The sequence below is a fragment of the Pseudomonas phytophila genome (genome assembly GCF_025643095.1).
GTDB lineage: Bacteria > Pseudomonadota > Gammaproteobacteria > Pseudomonadales > Pseudomonadaceae > Aquipseudomonas > Aquipseudomonas quasicaspiana.
In genome coordinates, this window is record NZ_CP081201.1 from 3,841,566 (window position 1) to 3,857,637 (window position 16,072).

The following is a 16,072-nucleotide window of genomic DNA, read 5'->3' on the forward strand; positions in this document are numbered from 1 at the left end:
CCCTGTCAGAAGGTGTAACTCACACGGGTGTACCAGAGGCCACCGTAGGGATCGAACGGCGAGATGCTGCCGAATTTGGGAAAACCGTTGACGTCGCCAGCGGGGTAAGCGTTGTTGTCAGCACGCACGTCGAACAGGTTGTTGGCGCCGACTGCCACACCAAGGCTGTCGGTCACCGCGTAAGCGACCTCCAGATCGGTGATCCACTTGGCACCGAAGGTCACGTCAAAGTCAGGATTGACGTCACGGGAGATGACCTTGTCGTAGCGATTGAGCGCCAGGTTGATGTTGAATTTATCGACCTGCCAGTTACCGCTGAGAATCAACTTGGTCTTGGGATTGGCCACGGTCAGATAGCCTTGGGCAACCCGGTCGAACAGCTCAAGTCCGGTAGAAGCCAGCGCCGACGGAGTGGATTTGACGCTGTCTATTTCGGTCTTGTTGTAGTTGAACGCAAGGCCGTATTTGACGCTGCCGTAGCGGCCGTAATCGACTTTGTAGTCGGTGACCAGGTCGACACCGCGGGTGGTGGTGTCGGCCGCGTTGGTGAAGTACTTCACCCGGTAGCCGGGTCGATAGCCCTGTTGCTGAAGAATCTGATCGACGCTGTTGCCGGACAGAAAGCCGGTCAGCCCGATACGGTCCTTGATTTCGATCTGGTAAGCATCGAGGGTCAGGTTGGCTGCGGGCACAGGCTTATAGGTGAAGCCCACGCTGATGTTGCGTGACTTTTCCGGGTCCAGATCGCTGGCCCCCAATGCCTTGGCCAACGCCGAATCGACCCGGGCGGTCTTGGCTTCAACGAACTGCAGCACGCCGTTGACCGAGGTGTACTGGTTCGAAGTCTGCGCGTAGGTGGACTGCGACAGCGAAGGCGCCCGGAAACCGTTGCTCAGCGTGCCGCGGACGGCAAACTCGGGAGTGAAATCGTAGCGCAGCGCGAGTTTGCCGCTGGCAGTGTTGCCGGAGCTGTCGTCATACTTTTCAAAACGCCCGGCAACCCCCACGTAAAGCTTTTCGGTGGGGTTGATGCCCAGGTCCAGATAGGTCGCGTAGCTGTTTCGGCTGTTCTGCCCCTCGTCTTCAGGTGTGAGGGTAATCGCACCCTGCGCACCGATGGCTGCCGGTCTTCCGGCCAGCGGCCCGCTCGGGTAAACGTAGCCGCCATTGATATACGAAAGCGGGTCATCGGACTCAGTCTTGTAACGCTCATGGCGATGCTCCGCGCCCCAGGAAACCTGCAAGGGTTTAGCCAGACCGACCTCGAAAGCACGGGTCAGGTCGAGGTTATTAGTCCATTGATCGAAGGTGTTGGAGTAGGTATCGAAATGCGTCGGACTGGACGGCCCCAGAGACGCGTTGAGTGTTTCGTCGGTACCGGCCTGGCCTTTGTCGCGGCCAAAAGTCGAACTCAGATCCCAATTCCACTCCTTGACCAGCCCCCTGGCACCTGCGGCGACCTGATAGTCGATCTCTTCAAGGGTATAGAACGGCGCCGTCCCGTCGGGGTAAATCTCGGGGATGATGTTGGTCGAGTTCGGCCGTCGGTAGTTCTGCCCGCCCCGCGCATCGCGCTTGCTCAGAGTGGAAAAGGAATACAGGCTCAAGTCGTCATTGAGCGGCAGCTCGGCGTTATAGCCGACGTTGATGGCTTTGATTTTCGGCAAACCGTTCTTTTGCAGTTCACGATTAGTGCTTGCTTCTCGCGGATCAGCCGAGCCATCGGCTTGCGGGTAATACAGCGCGCCCGTCGCATCCCTCGAACGGACGGCGGTCTGCTGCGACTTGGCGTCCAGCGAAAAATTGAAGAAGCCGTCGTTGGGCAGCGCAAAACCGGCGTTGAGGGCCTGCTTGATAATCTCGCCGTCGCCTTTGTAATACTCGCCAAACTGAGTGCTGGCCGTGCCGCCATTGTCATTCTGCTTGAGGATGATATTGATCACCCCGGCGATGGCGTCCGAACCGTATTGGGCTGACGCACCGTCACGCAGCACTTCGATGTGGTCGATGGCGCTGATCGGGATCATGTCCAGATCCACCGGGTTGGTGCCATAAGCCGCCGTCGAATCCAGGTTGATGACGGCGCTGTTATGGCGACGCTTGCCGTTGACCAGCACCAGCACATTGGAACCGTTCAGACCGCGCAGGCTGTATGGCCGGGCAATGCTGTCGTTGGAACTGCCGGACGGTCGCTGACTGAAGGACGGCAAGGACTTTTCCAATGCCCCGCGCAGGCTGCCGGAGCCGGTTTTTTCCAGCTGCTGAGCACTGATTACGTCAATCGGTGCCGGACTGCTGGTTACGGTCCGTGCCTCACTGCCCCGGGAACCGGTGACGATTACTGTATCCAGGGTATCGGTGCTGCTGTCAGCGGCAAATGCCATGACCGGCAGCAAGCTGAAACCTGCGAAAAACCACGGTGCCAGCGGAGTCGCCACCGCGTGAGAGTTCATTTTCATAAGAATCAACTTTCCAGAATCTGCTTGAAGTCGTTACGCCACAGCGGTCGCACGTCGACCTGCTGGCGAATCAACTGATGTTCAAAAAAGGCATCGGCTACTTGCTGCTGGGAGGCGATGGACTGCTCGGAAACCGGCACCATGCGCTGCGCTTCGCCACGCAGGCGCAACTGATCCAGATACAGTTGCGCATCGATGCCGGTGATCTCCTGATTACGCCGCGCCCAGGCCTCAGGGTTGTTTTGTACCCAGGCCCAGGTGGCACGCTCACGCAGAAGAAAATCAGCGACCTGCGCGCTGCGTACTGGATCCTGCAAGGCGCGTTGCGTCGTAGCGATCAGCGTGTTGCCCCGGTAATCGCTGACGTTATGCAAGCGGGTGCCGCCGGACTGCACGGACTGAAGCACAGAAATACCGCCGCCGATCACGGCATCCAGATGCCCGCTGCGAAACGCGATCAAGGCTTCCTGGATCGGCATGGGAATCGGCTGCACATCCTTCAGAGACAGGCCGTGCTGATTGAGCAGGCGCAACAGGAAGTAATGGGTGTTGGTGGCCCGCACATAACTGATCTTCTTGCCCTTCAGGTCCGCAACCTGCTGGATATCGGCGTCATTGCGCACCACGATGCCAATGTCGCTGACATCACCGGGAATCGTCGCCACCAAGGCAATCGGCACCTTGGCAATGGACGCGAAGATCGGCGGGATCTCGCTCATGTACACATAGTCGAGGCTGTCACTGTTCAGGGCTTCGAGGACCAGGTTGCCGCCGCCAATGTCGATCCACTCGACGGGATAAGGCGTATCGAGTTGTCCGGCCAGCCCCATGAACGAGGCTGCCGAGCCTTTATAGCGCCAGACCCGCAGTGGCGCCTGCTCAGCGCCGAACACTGGCGGCGTAAGGGAGGCCAGCAAGCCACCGGCTGCCGCAAGCGCACTGCCGGTCAGCAGTTGGCGTCGGGTAATAGCAACCATGTCCTCAGGCCAACAGATCAGGTTGCCGGGCGATGATCTCGTCCCACAACGGCTGGAAATTGAGCCAGGCAAACAGCTCGTTGCGCGCCTTGCTCTGGGCACTTGGCGGCTCCACTTGCGGGATCACCGGCACCCCGGCAGCACGAGCCAGCAAGTGCGAGCGCGCTACGTCTTCAGCAAGAATGAAACGCCAGGCCGCGCTCTCGACCGTTTCTCCCACCGTCCAGACACCGTGGTTTTGCCAGAACAAAAGATTGTTGCCTGCAAAGCTGTCGACGAATGCCCCGGTCACGATGTCGCGGTCATGCTCCAGGCTGCCGTCGGCTTTGCGTAACGCATGACGCGGAAAGATTGCCTGATCGCCGACAAAGGCTCCGGCTTCGGCCGTAATCGGATCAAAAAGCTGCGCCAGCGATGACCATGTGCGCCCGTAGAAACCATGCAAATGAGCAATGCCGACGACTTCCGGACGGGCTTGCTGCAAGCCGTAATGCAAATCCAGTGCGCTGGTATTGAGCAGCCCGTCACCTTCGACGACTTGCCCTTGGGCATCGACGCGCAGCAGTTGCGAAACACTGATCTGCGAAAACGGCACGCCCAGCGGGTTGATCCAGTAGTGATCGGTTTCAATCGGATCGCGAGCGGTGAAATGCCCGGCCAGGCCGACTTCGAATCCATAACGTGAAAACAGGCGATAAGCCGCCGCCAGACGTTGCTTGCGATGCAGCCGCTCTTGCAGCAGGTCGTCGTGGCGCGGGACGCTATCGAGGGTCAGACGGTTATTGCTGTTGGGCAGGCTGTAAATGCTTCGGGGGATGAAGGGTGCATGGCTCATTCGGTTCTACTCAAGCAGTGCTCGTGTTGCCGAGCTTTTTTCTTCAGGCGAACGCAATCGCTGCGCACATTGGAGCGCGTTGACAGGTTGGCATTTAGGAGTTCCGGACCACGCGACGTGGGTTGTCGACGGGTCGGAGAAATGGGCAATAACGCTAGATCGTCATGATCGGGGTCCCTCGCATAAAGGCTGGCTGCTGCTCTCCTCCACCGTGCGAGGGGTCGGGTCGAGTCATCGTGTTGTGGCCGTTTTTACGGCTGACGCTTAAGAACCTAAAGCAAGAAAACAGCCTTGTGAAATTCCTTATTGGTCTAACGTAATATTTAATTTTATTATTTATACACGCATATAACATTCAGTTTAGGCATATAAAAAATCTCAACCCATCAGTCAGTCTCACTTCTCAGGATCGACCGGGCGACGGACACGCCCCCGAAGAGCTTGAAATAAATATTGAGCATAATCAAATCTCAAACTAATCAATAAAATACATATTAGCTTAGAAGCAAAAAGCCTTTTACAGCAGCCAACCATAAGAATACGGTCTTAGAAAGACAACCTGACCCTGCGCTCTTGTCAGCCTTCCCATCTGCCCAACTCCCGCTGTGTAAAGGATCCATCCATGCATCTGAGACATTCCTTGGCAATACCCAACCGCGCCCCAGGCGTTGCAATACACAGTCTCATGGGTCAAGGGTCGAGGATTGCGCGATGAGTAAACGTTTCCCGTTATTTCGCCTGCTGGCCGCCTGCGCCACCGCCGCCACCCTGCTGGGCTGCTCACCGTCCGCTCAGGATCTGGAAGCCAACAAGACCCTGAAGATCGCTTTCTTTCGCGACAACACCACACTCGTCAGCCTCGATCCCTTCCAGGTTTACTGGCTGGAGCATCGCGTAGTTTTGCGCAACGTTGCCGAGTCGTTGACCGATCAGGACCCGCAAAACGGGAAGATCATTCCCTGGCTGGCTGAAAGCTGGGAAGTCAGTGATAACGCGCTGGAATACACGTTCCATCTGCGCAAAGACGTGACCTTCAGCAATGGCACGCGTTTCGATGCCCAGGCAGTGAAAGCCGCCTATGACTCCAACAAGGCCTTTGCGGCGCAACTGCCTACCACGTTCGGCGCGACTTATCTGAAGGGCTACGATCACGCAGAAGTCGTCGATGACTTCACCGTGAAGCTGGTGTTGTCCACCCCTAACGCAGGATTCCTGCAAGCCACCTCAACCACCAACCTTTCGATTCTGGCGCCGGAATCCTACAAGCTCAGCGTCAAGGAACGTTCGCTGGGCGCCATTATTGGCACCGGGCCGTTCGTGCTGGAGCGCTACACCCCGGAAAGCGGCCTGAAGCTGGTCAAGCGCAAGGGCTATGCCTGGCCGTCCGCCAATGCGAAGAACAAAGGCGAAGCGCACCTCAATACCGTCGAGGTCAGCTACGTGCCGGAAGAAAGCGTGCGCAACGGCCAGTTCGTACAAGGCCAGGTGGATATTCTCTGGCCTCGCGCGCCCTTCTCTGAAGTCGATCTGAACCTGTTCAAATCCAAGGGCGCCACGATTCAGAGCCGTTCGTTGCCTGGCCCGGCGCTGAACTTCTACCCCAACACCCGTGGCACGCGCATCCTGGCAGATCGCAATGTGCGGCTTGCGCTGCAAAAAGGCATCGACCGCAAGACCTATGCCGCGACCGTGTACAACCCGCAGTTCCCGGTGGTGACCAGCATCTATGACGTCACCACGCCGTACTACAAGAACAAGGCCGACACGCTCAGCTATGACCCGCAAGGCGCGGAAAAACTGCTGGATGACGCAGGCTGGCAAAAAGGTCAGGACGGCTATCGCAGCAAGGACGGCAAACGACTCAAGCTGGTCTACAACTTGTCGCCAGCGGAAACCGCAGGCGATGTGCTGATTCAGGACCAACTGCGCAAGATAGGCATCGAACTCAAGCTCAATGTGCTGACCACCGCTGAATGGGCGGCCGCCAACGCCTCGGGCAACTATGACCTGACCTCTACCTACATGACCCGTGCCGACCCGATCATTCTGCAAACCATTATTGATCCGCGCTCGGCCAACAGCTCGACCCTGGCCACCAACCTGTATGCACCGGAAACCCTGCCCAAGGCACTGGAACTGTTTGATGCGGGCCTGACTGCCACACAGGCCGAACAGCGCGCCAAGGCTTACGGCGATCTGCAGGATCTGTTGATTGAAGAAGGCTCGGCATTCCCGATCTACGAGCGCGTCTGGCAGGCCGCGACCGCCAAGAAAGTCCATAACTTCTACTGGACTGCAGAAGGCTTCGCCCTGCTCAACGACATCGAGATTGCAGCGCCATGAGCCGCTATGTGATCGGCCGGATTGGCCAGGCGCTGCTGGTATTGTGGGGTGCGTACAGCGTGACGTACTTCATCCTGTATTTACTGCCGGGTGACACGCTGTCGATCATGCTCAGTGCGTCGGGTGTCGAAATCGACGCGCTGTCGCCTGAAGAAATCGCCAAGGCACAAGCCTATTACGGTCTGGATGGCGGGATTTTCCAGCAGTACTTTCACTTGCTGTGGGGCGCGGTGCAGGGTGATTTCGGCAGCTCGCTGACCCTCAACCGCCCTGTGGCAGAATTGCTCGTCGAGCGCTTGCCGCAGACCCTGGCGCTGGCCGGTCTGGCCATCGTATTTTCATTGATTGGCGGCATCGGTCTGGCCTACCTCACCGCTTATGTACGCTGGCAGCCGCTCAAGGTCGCACTGGCCCGATTGCCCTCGCTGGGCTTTTCGGTGCCAGTGTTCTGGATGGGGCTGCTGCTGATTCAGTTATTTGCCTTTACCCTGGGCTGGTTTCCGGCCACCGGCAATCAGGGTTTCTCCAGCCTGATCCTGCCCGCCGTCACTCTGGCGATTCCCAGCGCTGCGGTTTATGCCCAAGTGTTGCAACGCGGCTTCCAAGGTGTCTGGAAAGAACCCTACATCATTACCGCCTATGCCAAAGGCCTGAGCCGTGCCCAGGTTCAGGCCCGGCATGCGTTCAAGAATGCAGCCCTGCCGTTGCTGACCCTGATCGGTCTGCAAGTGGGCAATACCGTCTCCGGAGCCGTACTGGTCGAGACGATCTTTGCCCGTTCTGGAGTCGGTCGCCTCGCGCAAGAAGCCGTATTACGCCAGGACATCCCCGTGGTACTGGCAATCGTCGCAGTTTCGGCGGCGGCCTTTGTTCTGATCAATCTGATCGTTGACCTGCTCTACCCCGCCCTCGACCCACGTATCGCCCACACACCAAAGGTCTCCTGACGCCATGACTATTTTTGATAATCGCCTTGAACGTCTGGCCCGCAGCTTCACCAAAACGGATCCGGCACCGCCCGCGCTGTGGCGACGTCGCAGTCGTTTCAGCCGGGCATTGGAGGCCACCCAACCGCTGTTGCGCCGACCAGGCTTCGTGCTGGCGGTGGCAATCATCGCCTTTGCGTTGTTGTCCGCCGTGGCGCCTAACCTGCTCACCGACTTTGCGCCTTACGCCACCTCCCCCGTCGACAAACTCACTCCACCCAATGGCGTGCATTGGTTCGGCACCGATGAACTCGGCCGAGACCTCTACACCCGCGTGGTTTACGGATCGGGCCTCTCGGTACAGGCAGCATTGCTGGCCGTGGGCATCGCGCTGGCGGGTGGCTTGAGCCTGGGCATCGTCTCCGGTTTCGCTGGCGGGCGCATCGATGCCGCGATCATGCGTTTCATTGATGTACTGCTGGCACTGCCAGGCCTGCTGCTCGCGCTGGCTATCGTTACCGCGATCGGCTTCGGCACCATCCCGGTGGCCATCGCCGTGGGCGTAGGGATCATCCCCGGTTTCGCCCGCACCACGCGAGCCGAAGTGCTGCGCATCAAAACCCTGCCCTACGTTGAAGCGGCGCGTCTGGGCGGCGCCAGCTGGACCCGGACCTTGCTGCGCCACATCCTGCCCAACGCCTGGGGCCCGGTTGCAGTACTGGCAACACTGGATTTCGGCGCGGCGATTCTCGCGACTGCGGGCCTGAGCTTTCTCGGTTTTGGCGCGGAGCCGCCTGCCGCTGAATGGGGCACGCTGATCGCCAACGGTCGTCACTTCCTGATGACCGCGCCGTGGGTGTCGTTGTTGCCGGGGCTGTTCGTCGTCGCCGTCGTCTTCAGCTTCAACCACATCGCCCGCACCCTTGAGGAGACTCAACGATGAGCATCACGGATGCATTGATCGACGTGCGCCAACTGGCCGTTGCTTACCGTTTTGGCGGGCAGGTCAATCAGGCTGTGCGCGGCGTTTCCTTTCAGGTCGCCAAAGGGGAAACCCTGGCCATTGTCGGTGAGTCCGGTTCCGGCAAGTCCACCATGGCCAACGCCATTCTTGGGCTATTACCGGACAACGCCATATTGACCGGCGGCGAACTGTGGGTCGACGGCACGGACCTGACCCACGCCTCTGAACGGCAGAAGCGCCAGCTTCGTGGCAGCACCATCGGTTTGGTGCCGCAGGACCCCATGGTCGGTTTGAATCCCACGCTGCGCATAGGCAAGCAAATCGGCGAGGCGCTAATTCAGGCCCACGGCCGTCGTTATGCTGCCGTGGACGCTGATGTGCTGGAGTTGCTGCAACAGGTGGGTCTGGACAAACCACTGCTGCGCGCCCGGCAATATCCCCACGAACTGTCGGGTGGCATGCGCCAACGGGTGCTGATTGCGATTGCTCTGGCGGGAAATCCTCGGCTGATCATCGCCGACGAACCCACCAGCGCGCTGGACGTGACGGTGCAACGCAAGATTCTTGACCACCTGCAACGGCTGGTGGCCGAGCGCGGTATTTCGCTGCTGATCATCACCCACGATCTGGGCGTGGCTGCGGATCGCGCGGATCGGGTATTGGTGATGAAAAGCGGTGAACTGGTCGAACAAGGTCCGCCGCAGCAGATTCTCATAAGCCCGAGTCACTCCTACACCCAGGCATTGATAGCCGCCGCGCCCGCTTTCGGCCAGCGCAAGACGCCCGTTGCACCTCGCACTCTGGCGAAGGGTGCAGCGCCGATTCTGACGCTGGAGAATGTCGGCAAGTCGTTTCGGTTGCCCTATGTGAAGGGCGAAAACGCTGAATTCCAGGCCCTTGAAGACGTCAATTTCAAGGTCTATCCGGGGCAAACGCTGGCCATTGTGGGCGAGTCCGGCTCGGGTAAAAGCACCGCGTTGCGCATTGCGTTAGGGCTGGAAAAACCGACTCAAGGCCGCGTGTTGTTCGAAGATCAGGACATTACTCACCTGGGTTGGCGTGACTTTCGCCCGCTGCGGCGCCGCATGCAACTGGTCCAGCAAAACCCGTTCGCCGCCCTGGATCCGCGTTTCACCTTGTTCGAGAGCATCATTGAACCGCTGGTGTCGTTCGGACTGCTCAAAGGCCGGGACCTGGAACAGGCCGCACGCAAGCTGATCGAGCGGGTGCATCTGCCGGTGGCTTATCTTGACCGTTTGCCACGGGAGCTTTCCGGTGGCCAGAGACAGCGAGTCGCCATCGCCCGGGCACTGGCGTTGCAACCGGACTTGCTGCTGCTCGATGAACCGGTCTCCGCCCTCGACGTGTCGGTACAGGCGCAGATTCTTAATCTGCTGGTGGAATTGCAACGCGAACTGGGCATCGCCTATGTGCTGGTGTCTCACGACCTCGCGGTGGTCGCCAGCGTGGCTCATCAGGTGCTGGTACTGCGCCAGGGCAAGACCGTCGAACAAGGCGCTGCCAGCGAAATTTTCCACCAGCCGAAAGCGGCGTATACCCGTGAGCTGATTGATGCGATACCGGGGCGACGGCTTGAGGTGGCAGCGCAGTATTGAATTGAAATCCATTCGGCAGCGCTCATCAAACAAAATATAACCATATGATTTGGAATGCTCTTCTGTAGGAGTGAGCTTGCTCGCGATAGCGTCAGCACAGGCAATATATTCATCGACTGATAGACCGAATCGCGAGCAAGCTCACTCCTACAGGTACTGTGTTTACAGCTCTATGTTGGTACACATCCCACAAGGACAATCATGACCCGCACCCTTCTGGCTTTGACCCTCGCCTCGCTTCTCGCACCAGCCCTCAGCCAGGCTGCGACAACGGACATCACTGATGCGCAGTACCGGAAAGTGCTTGAAGGCTCATGGCGAACAAAGGAAAACAGCGCTCGCGACAGGTATCGTCATCCACAAGAGACATTGAAGTTCTTCGGTCTGCAGGCTCAGCAGACGGTAATCGAGATCACCCCGGGGGGTGGCTGGTACAGCGAAATCCTCGCGCCGTTGCTCAAGGACCACGGACGTTACGTGGCAGCGGTTCAGGCCCCCTCTTCCGGCGACTATTACAAAAACGCCGCCGACGGCCTGACGCAGAAATTCAAGGCTGACCCGGCCCGTTACAGCAAAGCCGAAACCATCGAGTTCGACCCCCAGGCACCGGTGTTCGGCAAACCCGGTTCAGCAGACCGCGTGCTGACCTTCCGCAATGTTCACAACTGGGTTCTGGCCGATGACGCGCCGCAGATGTTCGCCGCGTTTTTCAAGGTGCTCAAACCCGGTGGCGTGCTGGGCGTGGTGGATCACCGGGCCAAAGACGGAGCGGATGTCAGCAGCATCAAAGCCAGCGGCTATCTGCCTACTGATTACGTGGTGAAACTGGCCACGGATGCAGGCTTCAAGCTGGAAGCGCAAAGCGAGGTCAACGCCAACCCCAAAGACAGCAAAGACTACTCCGCAGGCGTCTGGACCTTACCGCCGTCGTACAAACCGGGCGATCAGGACCGGGCGAAATATGCAGCGATTGGCGAATCAGACCGGTTCACGTTGCGGTTTGTGAAGCCGGTGGGTAATTAGGGCACAGCTTATGACCTGGAATGCAGACCTGTGCAGTCTGTGTGGGAGCTGGGCTTGCCCGCGATAAGGCTGGACGCGATCTAACGCGAATCGCGTCCAGCCTTATCGCGGGCAAGCCCAGCTCCCACAGGTCAGCGTTTCCATCCAAGAGCTACACAGGCTGGCTGATGTGCTGCTGATAAAGCGCATTTAACCGCTCACTCACCGTGCGTTCGCCCGAACCAATCGGACGGCCATCCACCACTTTCACCGGGGTGATGCCCGCGAGCGTGCCGGTGACGAACGCCTCATCGGCGCTATAGACCTGAGCCAGCGTGAATTCGCCTTCGTGAACCTTGATACCGTTTTCACGCGCCAGACTGACCAGGGTCTGGCGGGTAATGCCGTTGAAGCAGCAATGCGCCGATGACGTCCACAGTTCACCTTTGCGCACGATGAAGAAGTTGGTGGAGTTGCAGCTGGCGACGAAGCCCCGGCTGTCGAGCATCAAAGCCTCATCGGCACCCGCGTGCAACGCTTGCAGCAAAGCCTGGATCAGGTTCAGACGGCTGTGGGAGTTGAGCCGCAAATCAAACACGTCCGGCGTGCTGCAACGGTAGGTCGAGGTGAACAGCGAAATGCCTCTTGCCTTGGCTTCCAGATCGACGACCTTGTACTCAGCTACACACACCACAGTCGCCTTGCCAATGATGAAGCGCGGATCCTGATTGGGCGTGCTTTTGCGCCCACGGGTGACCATCAGACGCAAGTGTGCACCGTCAGTCATGCCATTGATAGCCAGGGTATCCCAGAGCACTTTTTCGACTTCGGCACGGGTCAGGCCAATATCGAGATCGATACTCAACGCACCTTCGAACAACCGGTCCAGATGCGCCTGCAGGGCAACCAGACGGCCTTGCACCAGTCGCAGTCCTTCCCAGACGCCATCGCCGCAGACAAAACCGGCGTCGAAGATCGATACCTTGGCGGCATCGCGATGAACGAACTCACCGTTGAGGTAGACCTTGACGTCCGCATTGCGCGGGTCTGGTGCATACGCCTGACTGCTGGTGGTTGAAAGCATGGGGGTCTCCGGTCTTAAAAAGAACGCTCGGCAAAGCGGGCGAGGAATTCCTGGGTACGGGGTTGCTGCGGGTTCTTCAGCACTTGATCAGGCGTGCCCTGCTCATGGATGACGCCATTTTCGAGAAACAGTACCCGCTCGGCAAAGTGGTAAGCGAAGCCCAGTTCGTGAGTCACCAGCAACAAGGTGCGACCTTCGTCAGCCAGTTGGCGAATCACCCGCAGGACTTCGCCGACCAATTCGGGGTCAAGCGAAGACGTCGGCTCGTCAAACAGCAAGACCTCAGGTTCCATGACCAACGCACGAGCAATCGCCACGCGCTGTTGCTGACCGCCTGACAAACGCCCCGGGTAAGTATCGCGGCGGTCGGCCAGACCGACTTTTTCCAGCTGCGCCAACGCACGTTCACGCGCTTCGGCCTGCGGGATCTTTTTCACCGAGATCAGCCCTTCCATGACATTTTCCAGCACGCTCATGTGCGGGAACAGGTTGAACTGCTGAAAGACCATGCCGACCCGTTCGCGTACTTCGCGCAGTTGACGCTCTTGATAGGAGCGCTCACCGCCACGCTCCTCTCCCAGCAGCACGCCATTGAGTTCGATCTCGCCGCTGGTGGGCATTTCCATGAAATTCAGGCAGCGCAGCAACGTGCTCTTACCCGATCCGCTGCCACCGATGATGGCGATGCGTTCACCGCGACGGACGTTCAGATCAATCCCTTTTAGCACTGGCTGATCGAAATTCTTGTGCAACTGGCGTATACGGAACAACGGTTGTTCGGTCATGACAATTCTCAACAAATCAGCGAAGCGCCAGACGGCGTTCAAGGCGCGCAGCGAGGAAGCTGAACGGCCAGATCAGGCAGAAATACAGCAGCGCAACCACCGTCAGAATTTCCAGCGGTCGATAGTAGCTGGAGCTGAGCAAGCGCCCCTGATACATCACTTCGGTCACTGCCAGGGTCGAGGCCAGTGACGTCACCTTGACCAGTTCAATCATGCGATTGGTCAGTGCGGGAAGCATGCGCTGGCAGGCCTGCGGCAAGATGATCCGCCGTAACGCACGGGCACGGCTCATGCCCAGCGCTTTGGCGCCCTCCCACTGACCGCGGACTACCGACTGAAGACCGGCACGAAAAATTTCCGCGCAGTAGGCCGCGGTGTACAAGCTCAGCGCCAGCGCCGCCGCGAAGAATGGCGTGAAGCGCACGCCCAGCAAGACCGGAAAGGCGTAATAGATCCAGATCAGTTGAATCAACACTGGCGTGTTGCGGAACACCTCAATAAAGGCCACGGCGGGCAAGGTAACGCGCCGCTTGGGCGACAAACGCGCGACGCCCAGCATCAGCCCGACTGGCACGCCAACCAGCGCGGCGATCACAAACAATTGCAGGGTGACTTTCAGCCCACGCAGCAGCACTGGCAAGTTGTCGATGACGATCTGGAAATCCCAGGTGTAATCCATCTCAAGCGCTCCTCGCCAGGTGACGTTCAAGACGCTGGCTGGCCAGACTCGCCGCAAACAGCACACTGAAATACATCACGGCAATCACGCTATAGACCTCCAGTGGCCTGAACGTCTGAGTATTGATCTGCATGGCCTGATACAGGAGTTCGGCATACGCCAGCGACGACGCCAGCGCCGTGGTTTTGACCAGCTCGAAACTGCGTTCCAGAAAGGGTGCGAGCATGCGGCGCAGTGCTTGCGGCAGGATGATCCTGCGCAGCACTCTGGCCTGGGTCATGCCCAATGCCTTGGCGCCCTCCCACTGGCCACGTTCCATGGACGCAATGCCGCCGCGCAACACTTCGGCGTAAAAGGCGCTGGACTGGATCGACAGCGCCAGTACGGCAGCCGTAAACGGCGACAGACTGACCGGTGCCAGTACCGGCAACGCGTAGAAAAACCAGAAGAAATGCACGATGGCCGGGGTATTGCGGTAGAAACCGATAAAGGCCATCGCCGGGTAACGCAGCACGGCCCGCGATGACATGCGCAACACCGCCATCAAAGCACCCAGCAGGACACCGAAAAACAGTGAGACCAGCGCGATACGCAACGTGCCCAACAGGCCTTCGAACAGCAAGCCGCTATAGGGCCATATCGCAGAAAAATTCCAGGTATACACTCGTTGTTTCTCTCCTGGGGTGTTCCCCTCTGAGGCCGCTCAGCATTGCCTTCGCCAGACAAAGGCCGCGCATGGTAATAGCTGGACACAAATAGCGATAAATACCTGATATGCATTTGCATATTCGTTTTTGTTCTAGCAATCCATATGCCATTCGATTGCGTAAGCAGTAGCCTTTGATGTTTTCACACGGGCACCGCCATGAGCAGCGATTCACTGACCCACACCCTCGCGCGATTCGCTGCAGACCTGAAGTTGACGCACGTGCCCGACGTGGTGCGTGAGCAGATCAAACTGCACCTGATCGACGCCCTCGCCTGCGGTCTTGCCTCAACGCGCAGCGAACTGGCAGTCAGATTCCAGCAGCATTGCATCGAAGAATACGCTGCGGGCCCCTGCGCGCTGTTGGGCACCTCCGTGCGTCTGGCACCGGTGGGCGCTGCGCTGTACAACGGCATGGCAATCAACGCGCTGGATCATGACGATGGCTTCGAGGTGAATGGCCGCGGAATGGGTCATCCGGGTGCAAGTCTGGTAGCTGCGGCACTCAGTGGTCTCTGGCTGCGCAAAACCTCTGGCGTTGAATTGCTGGAAGCGCTGATCGCCGCTTACGAGATCAACGCTCGGGTAATCATCGCTGTGCAGCCAAGCATTGAACGCTTTCGCCAGGTGTACGGTGTTTGTCAGCACCAGGCTTTGGGTGCTGCGGTTGCGTTTGGCAAGCTGATGCAGCTGGAACCGGCAAGTCTGGAAAATGCCCTGGGTCTGGCGGGCACGCTGACGCCACTGCCGAGCCTGCGTAAATACAACTGGGAATCCCGCCCATTGGTGTCATTCAAGGACTTCACCGCACCAGCCGCCGAGGCCGGGGTCCGCGCGGTGCGCCTGCAACAGCATCAGTGGGTAGGCGCTCAATCGGTGCTGGATGGTGATCAGGGCTTGTGGCGCATGCTCGGCTCCGATCGGTTTGATCCACACCAACTAATCGCCGACCTGGGCAGCGAATGGCTTGCAGCCAACGCCAGCCTCAAGCACTACCCCGCCTGCCGCTGGATACACACGGCGCTGGAGTCGTTCGAGCAATTGCAATCAAGCTATTCCTTCTACGCCTCGGCCATCAGCGAGATACGCGTACTGACCGGCACCACCCAGGCCCGCGACTTTATGGACAGGCGACCGGTCAACGAAGTGGACGCTCAATTCAGCCTGCCTCATACACTGGCCTGTCTTGCGCTGGGTATCGCGAAACAGGATTGGCATACAGCAAGTACCATGAATGATCCGCAGATTCAGGCGTTGGCGGATCGGGTGGTTGCCGAGGTCGACCCGGAATTGAACGCGCTGATGGCCGATACCCGCCGCCCGGCCGGGCAAGTGCTGGTACGACTGGGTGAGGAAATGATTACCGGCCTACGACTGGACTATCCGCTGGGTTGCCGTGAAAGGCCATCGAGCCGCGAACAGGTGGCAGACAAATTCCGCCAGTACGCGCCATTGGGCGGCGCTGCTCAGAACGTCGAATTGATACTGGCGGGGTTGTTTGCAATTGAAGAGTGCGAGGATGTGGCGGTATTGCTGGAGGGGTTGTCTGGACCTGATTCTCCCCGCTCGGGCGCCGGCGGGTCGTGAACAATTCAAAACCCTGTGGGAGCCGGGCTTGCCCGCGATAAGGTTCAGGTAATCTGCCTGACAAACAGCGGTGTCTGTATCGCGGGCAAGCCCAGCTCCCACAGAGCCG

The 16,072-nt window shown here is 58.9% G+C and carries 13 protein-coding genes; 6 read left to right on the forward strand and 7 right to left on the reverse strand.

The window, feature by feature from the left end; all coding sequences use genetic code 11:
• Positions 1–5 precede the first annotated feature (5 nt).
• Genes K3169_RS17385 through K3169_RS17395 form a run of 3 tightly spaced genes read right to left on the reverse strand, consistent with a single transcriptional unit; the run spans position 6 to position 4,271 of the window.
• On the reverse strand, positions 6–2,459 hold the full coding sequence (locus K3169_RS17385) for a TonB-dependent receptor plug domain-containing protein (protein WP_122704050.1): 2,454 nt from the start codon (positions 2,457–2,459) through the stop codon (positions 6–8).
• Between the two features lie 5 nt (positions 2,460–2,464).
• Positions 2,465–3,436 (reverse strand): ABC transporter substrate-binding protein, encoded by a 972-nt coding sequence (locus K3169_RS17390; RefSeq protein ID WP_122397742.1) that lies wholly within the window; start codon positions 3,434–3,436, stop codon positions 2,465–2,467.
• Between the two features lie 4 nt (positions 3,437–3,440).
• Positions 3,441–4,271: a class II aldolase/adducin family protein gene (locus K3169_RS17395; protein WP_263267243.1), complete on the reverse strand. Its 831-nt coding sequence runs from the start codon at positions 4,269–4,271 to the stop codon at positions 3,441–3,443.
• A 711-nt stretch (positions 4,272–4,982) separates the two neighbouring features.
• Here K3169_RS17395 and K3169_RS17400 point away from each other — a divergent pair.
• The 5 genes from K3169_RS17400 to K3169_RS17420 all read left to right on the forward strand — a co-directional run bounded on the left by K3169_RS17400 (position 4,983) and on the right by K3169_RS17420 (position 11,143).
• Entirely contained in the window at positions 4,983–6,614 is a 1,632-nt protein-coding gene (locus tag K3169_RS17400; RefSeq protein WP_231677130.1) for an ABC transporter substrate-binding protein, read from the forward strand.
• The gene (locus K3169_RS17405) at positions 6,611–7,561 is read left to right on the forward strand and encodes an ABC transporter permease (protein WP_095102106.1); all 951 of its coding nucleotides are present in this window, start codon (positions 6,611–6,613) and stop codon (positions 7,559–7,561) included. Before K3169_RS17400 ends, K3169_RS17405 begins: the two co-directional genes overlap by 4 nt.
• Positions 7,562–7,565: 4 nt before the next feature.
• Positions 7,566–8,483 carry an ABC transporter permease gene (locus K3169_RS17410; protein ID WP_231677129.1) on the forward strand — a complete coding sequence of 306 codons (918 nt, stop codon included), beginning with the start codon at positions 7,566–7,568 and terminating at the stop codon, positions 8,481–8,483.
• Positions 8,480–10,120 (forward strand): dipeptide ABC transporter ATP-binding protein, encoded by a 1,641-nt coding sequence (locus K3169_RS17415; RefSeq protein WP_263267244.1) that lies wholly within the window; start codon positions 8,480–8,482, stop codon positions 10,118–10,120. Before K3169_RS17410 ends, K3169_RS17415 begins: the two co-directional genes overlap by 4 nt.
• 201 nt (positions 10,121–10,321) lie before the next feature.
• Positions 10,322–11,143, forward strand: coding sequence for a class I SAM-dependent methyltransferase (locus K3169_RS17420; protein ID WP_263267245.1), 822 nt, complete (start codon positions 10,322–10,324; stop codon positions 11,141–11,143).
• Positions 11,144–11,294: 151 nt separating this feature from the next.
• Here the strand turns inward: K3169_RS17420 and K3169_RS17425 are convergent, their stop codons facing one another.
• The 4 genes from K3169_RS17425 to K3169_RS17440 are packed head-to-tail and all read right to left on the reverse strand — an operon-like array spanning position 11,295 to position 14,334.
• On the reverse strand, positions 11,295–12,206 hold the full coding sequence (locus K3169_RS17425; protein ID WP_263267246.1) for an aminotransferase class IV: 912 nt from the start codon (positions 12,204–12,206) through the stop codon (positions 11,295–11,297).
• A gap of 14 nt (positions 12,207–12,220) precedes the next feature.
• Positions 12,221–12,991, reverse strand: coding sequence for an amino acid ABC transporter ATP-binding protein (locus K3169_RS17430; RefSeq protein ID WP_263267247.1), 771 nt, complete (start codon positions 12,989–12,991; stop codon positions 12,221–12,223).
• A gap of 16 nt (positions 12,992–13,007) precedes the next feature.
• Positions 13,008–13,670 (reverse strand): amino acid ABC transporter permease, encoded by a 663-nt coding sequence (locus tag K3169_RS17435; RefSeq protein WP_122704036.1) that lies wholly within the window; start codon positions 13,668–13,670, stop codon positions 13,008–13,010.
• Position 13,671: 1 nt separating this feature from the next.
• Positions 13,672–14,334 (reverse strand): amino acid ABC transporter permease, encoded by a 663-nt coding sequence (locus K3169_RS17440; protein WP_206197252.1) that lies wholly within the window; start codon positions 14,332–14,334, stop codon positions 13,672–13,674.
• A gap of 201 nt (positions 14,335–14,535) precedes the next feature.
• On the opposite strand from K3169_RS17440, the gene K3169_RS17445 reads away from it, so the two are divergent.
• On the forward strand, positions 14,536–15,963 hold the full coding sequence (locus tag K3169_RS17445; protein WP_263267248.1) for an MmgE/PrpD family protein: 1,428 nt from the start codon (positions 14,536–14,538) through the stop codon (positions 15,961–15,963).
• The last annotated feature ends 109 nt before the right edge of the window (positions 15,964–16,072 follow it).

Coding starts and splice junctions, on each gene's coding strand:
- K3169_RS17385 (WP_122704050.1), bottom strand. CDS start 2,459: ATGAAAATGAACTCTCACGCGGTGGCGACTCCGCTGGCACCGTGGTTT.
- K3169_RS17390 (WP_122397742.1), bottom strand. CDS start 3,436: ATGGTTGCTATTACCCGACGCCAACTGCTGACCGGCAGTGCGCTTGCG.
- K3169_RS17395 (WP_263267243.1), bottom strand. CDS start 4,271: ATGAGCCATGCACCCTTCATCCCCCGAAGCATTTACAGCCTGCCCAAC.
- K3169_RS17400 (WP_231677130.1), top strand. CDS start 4,983: ATGAGTAAACGTTTCCCGTTATTTCGCCTGCTGGCCGCCTGCGCCACC.
- K3169_RS17405 (WP_095102106.1), top strand. CDS start 6,611: ATGAGCCGCTATGTGATCGGCCGGATTGGCCAGGCGCTGCTGGTATTG.
- K3169_RS17410 (WP_231677129.1), top strand. CDS start 7,566: ATGACTATTTTTGATAATCGCCTTGAACGTCTGGCCCGCAGCTTCACC.
- K3169_RS17415 (WP_263267244.1), top strand. CDS start 8,480: ATGAGCATCACGGATGCATTGATCGACGTGCGCCAACTGGCCGTTGCT.
- K3169_RS17420 (WP_263267245.1), top strand. CDS start 10,322: ATGACCCGCACCCTTCTGGCTTTGACCCTCGCCTCGCTTCTCGCACCA.
- K3169_RS17425 (WP_263267246.1), bottom strand. CDS start 12,206: ATGCTTTCAACCACCAGCAGTCAGGCGTATGCACCAGACCCGCGCAAT.
- K3169_RS17430 (WP_263267247.1), bottom strand. CDS start 12,991: ATGACCGAACAACCGTTGTTCCGTATACGCCAGTTGCACAAGAATTTC.
- K3169_RS17435 (WP_122704036.1), bottom strand. CDS start 13,670: ATGGATTACACCTGGGATTTCCAGATCGTCATCGACAACTTGCCAGTG.
- K3169_RS17445 (WP_263267248.1), top strand. CDS start 14,536: ATGAGCAGCGATTCACTGACCCACACCCTCGCGCGATTCGCTGCAGAC.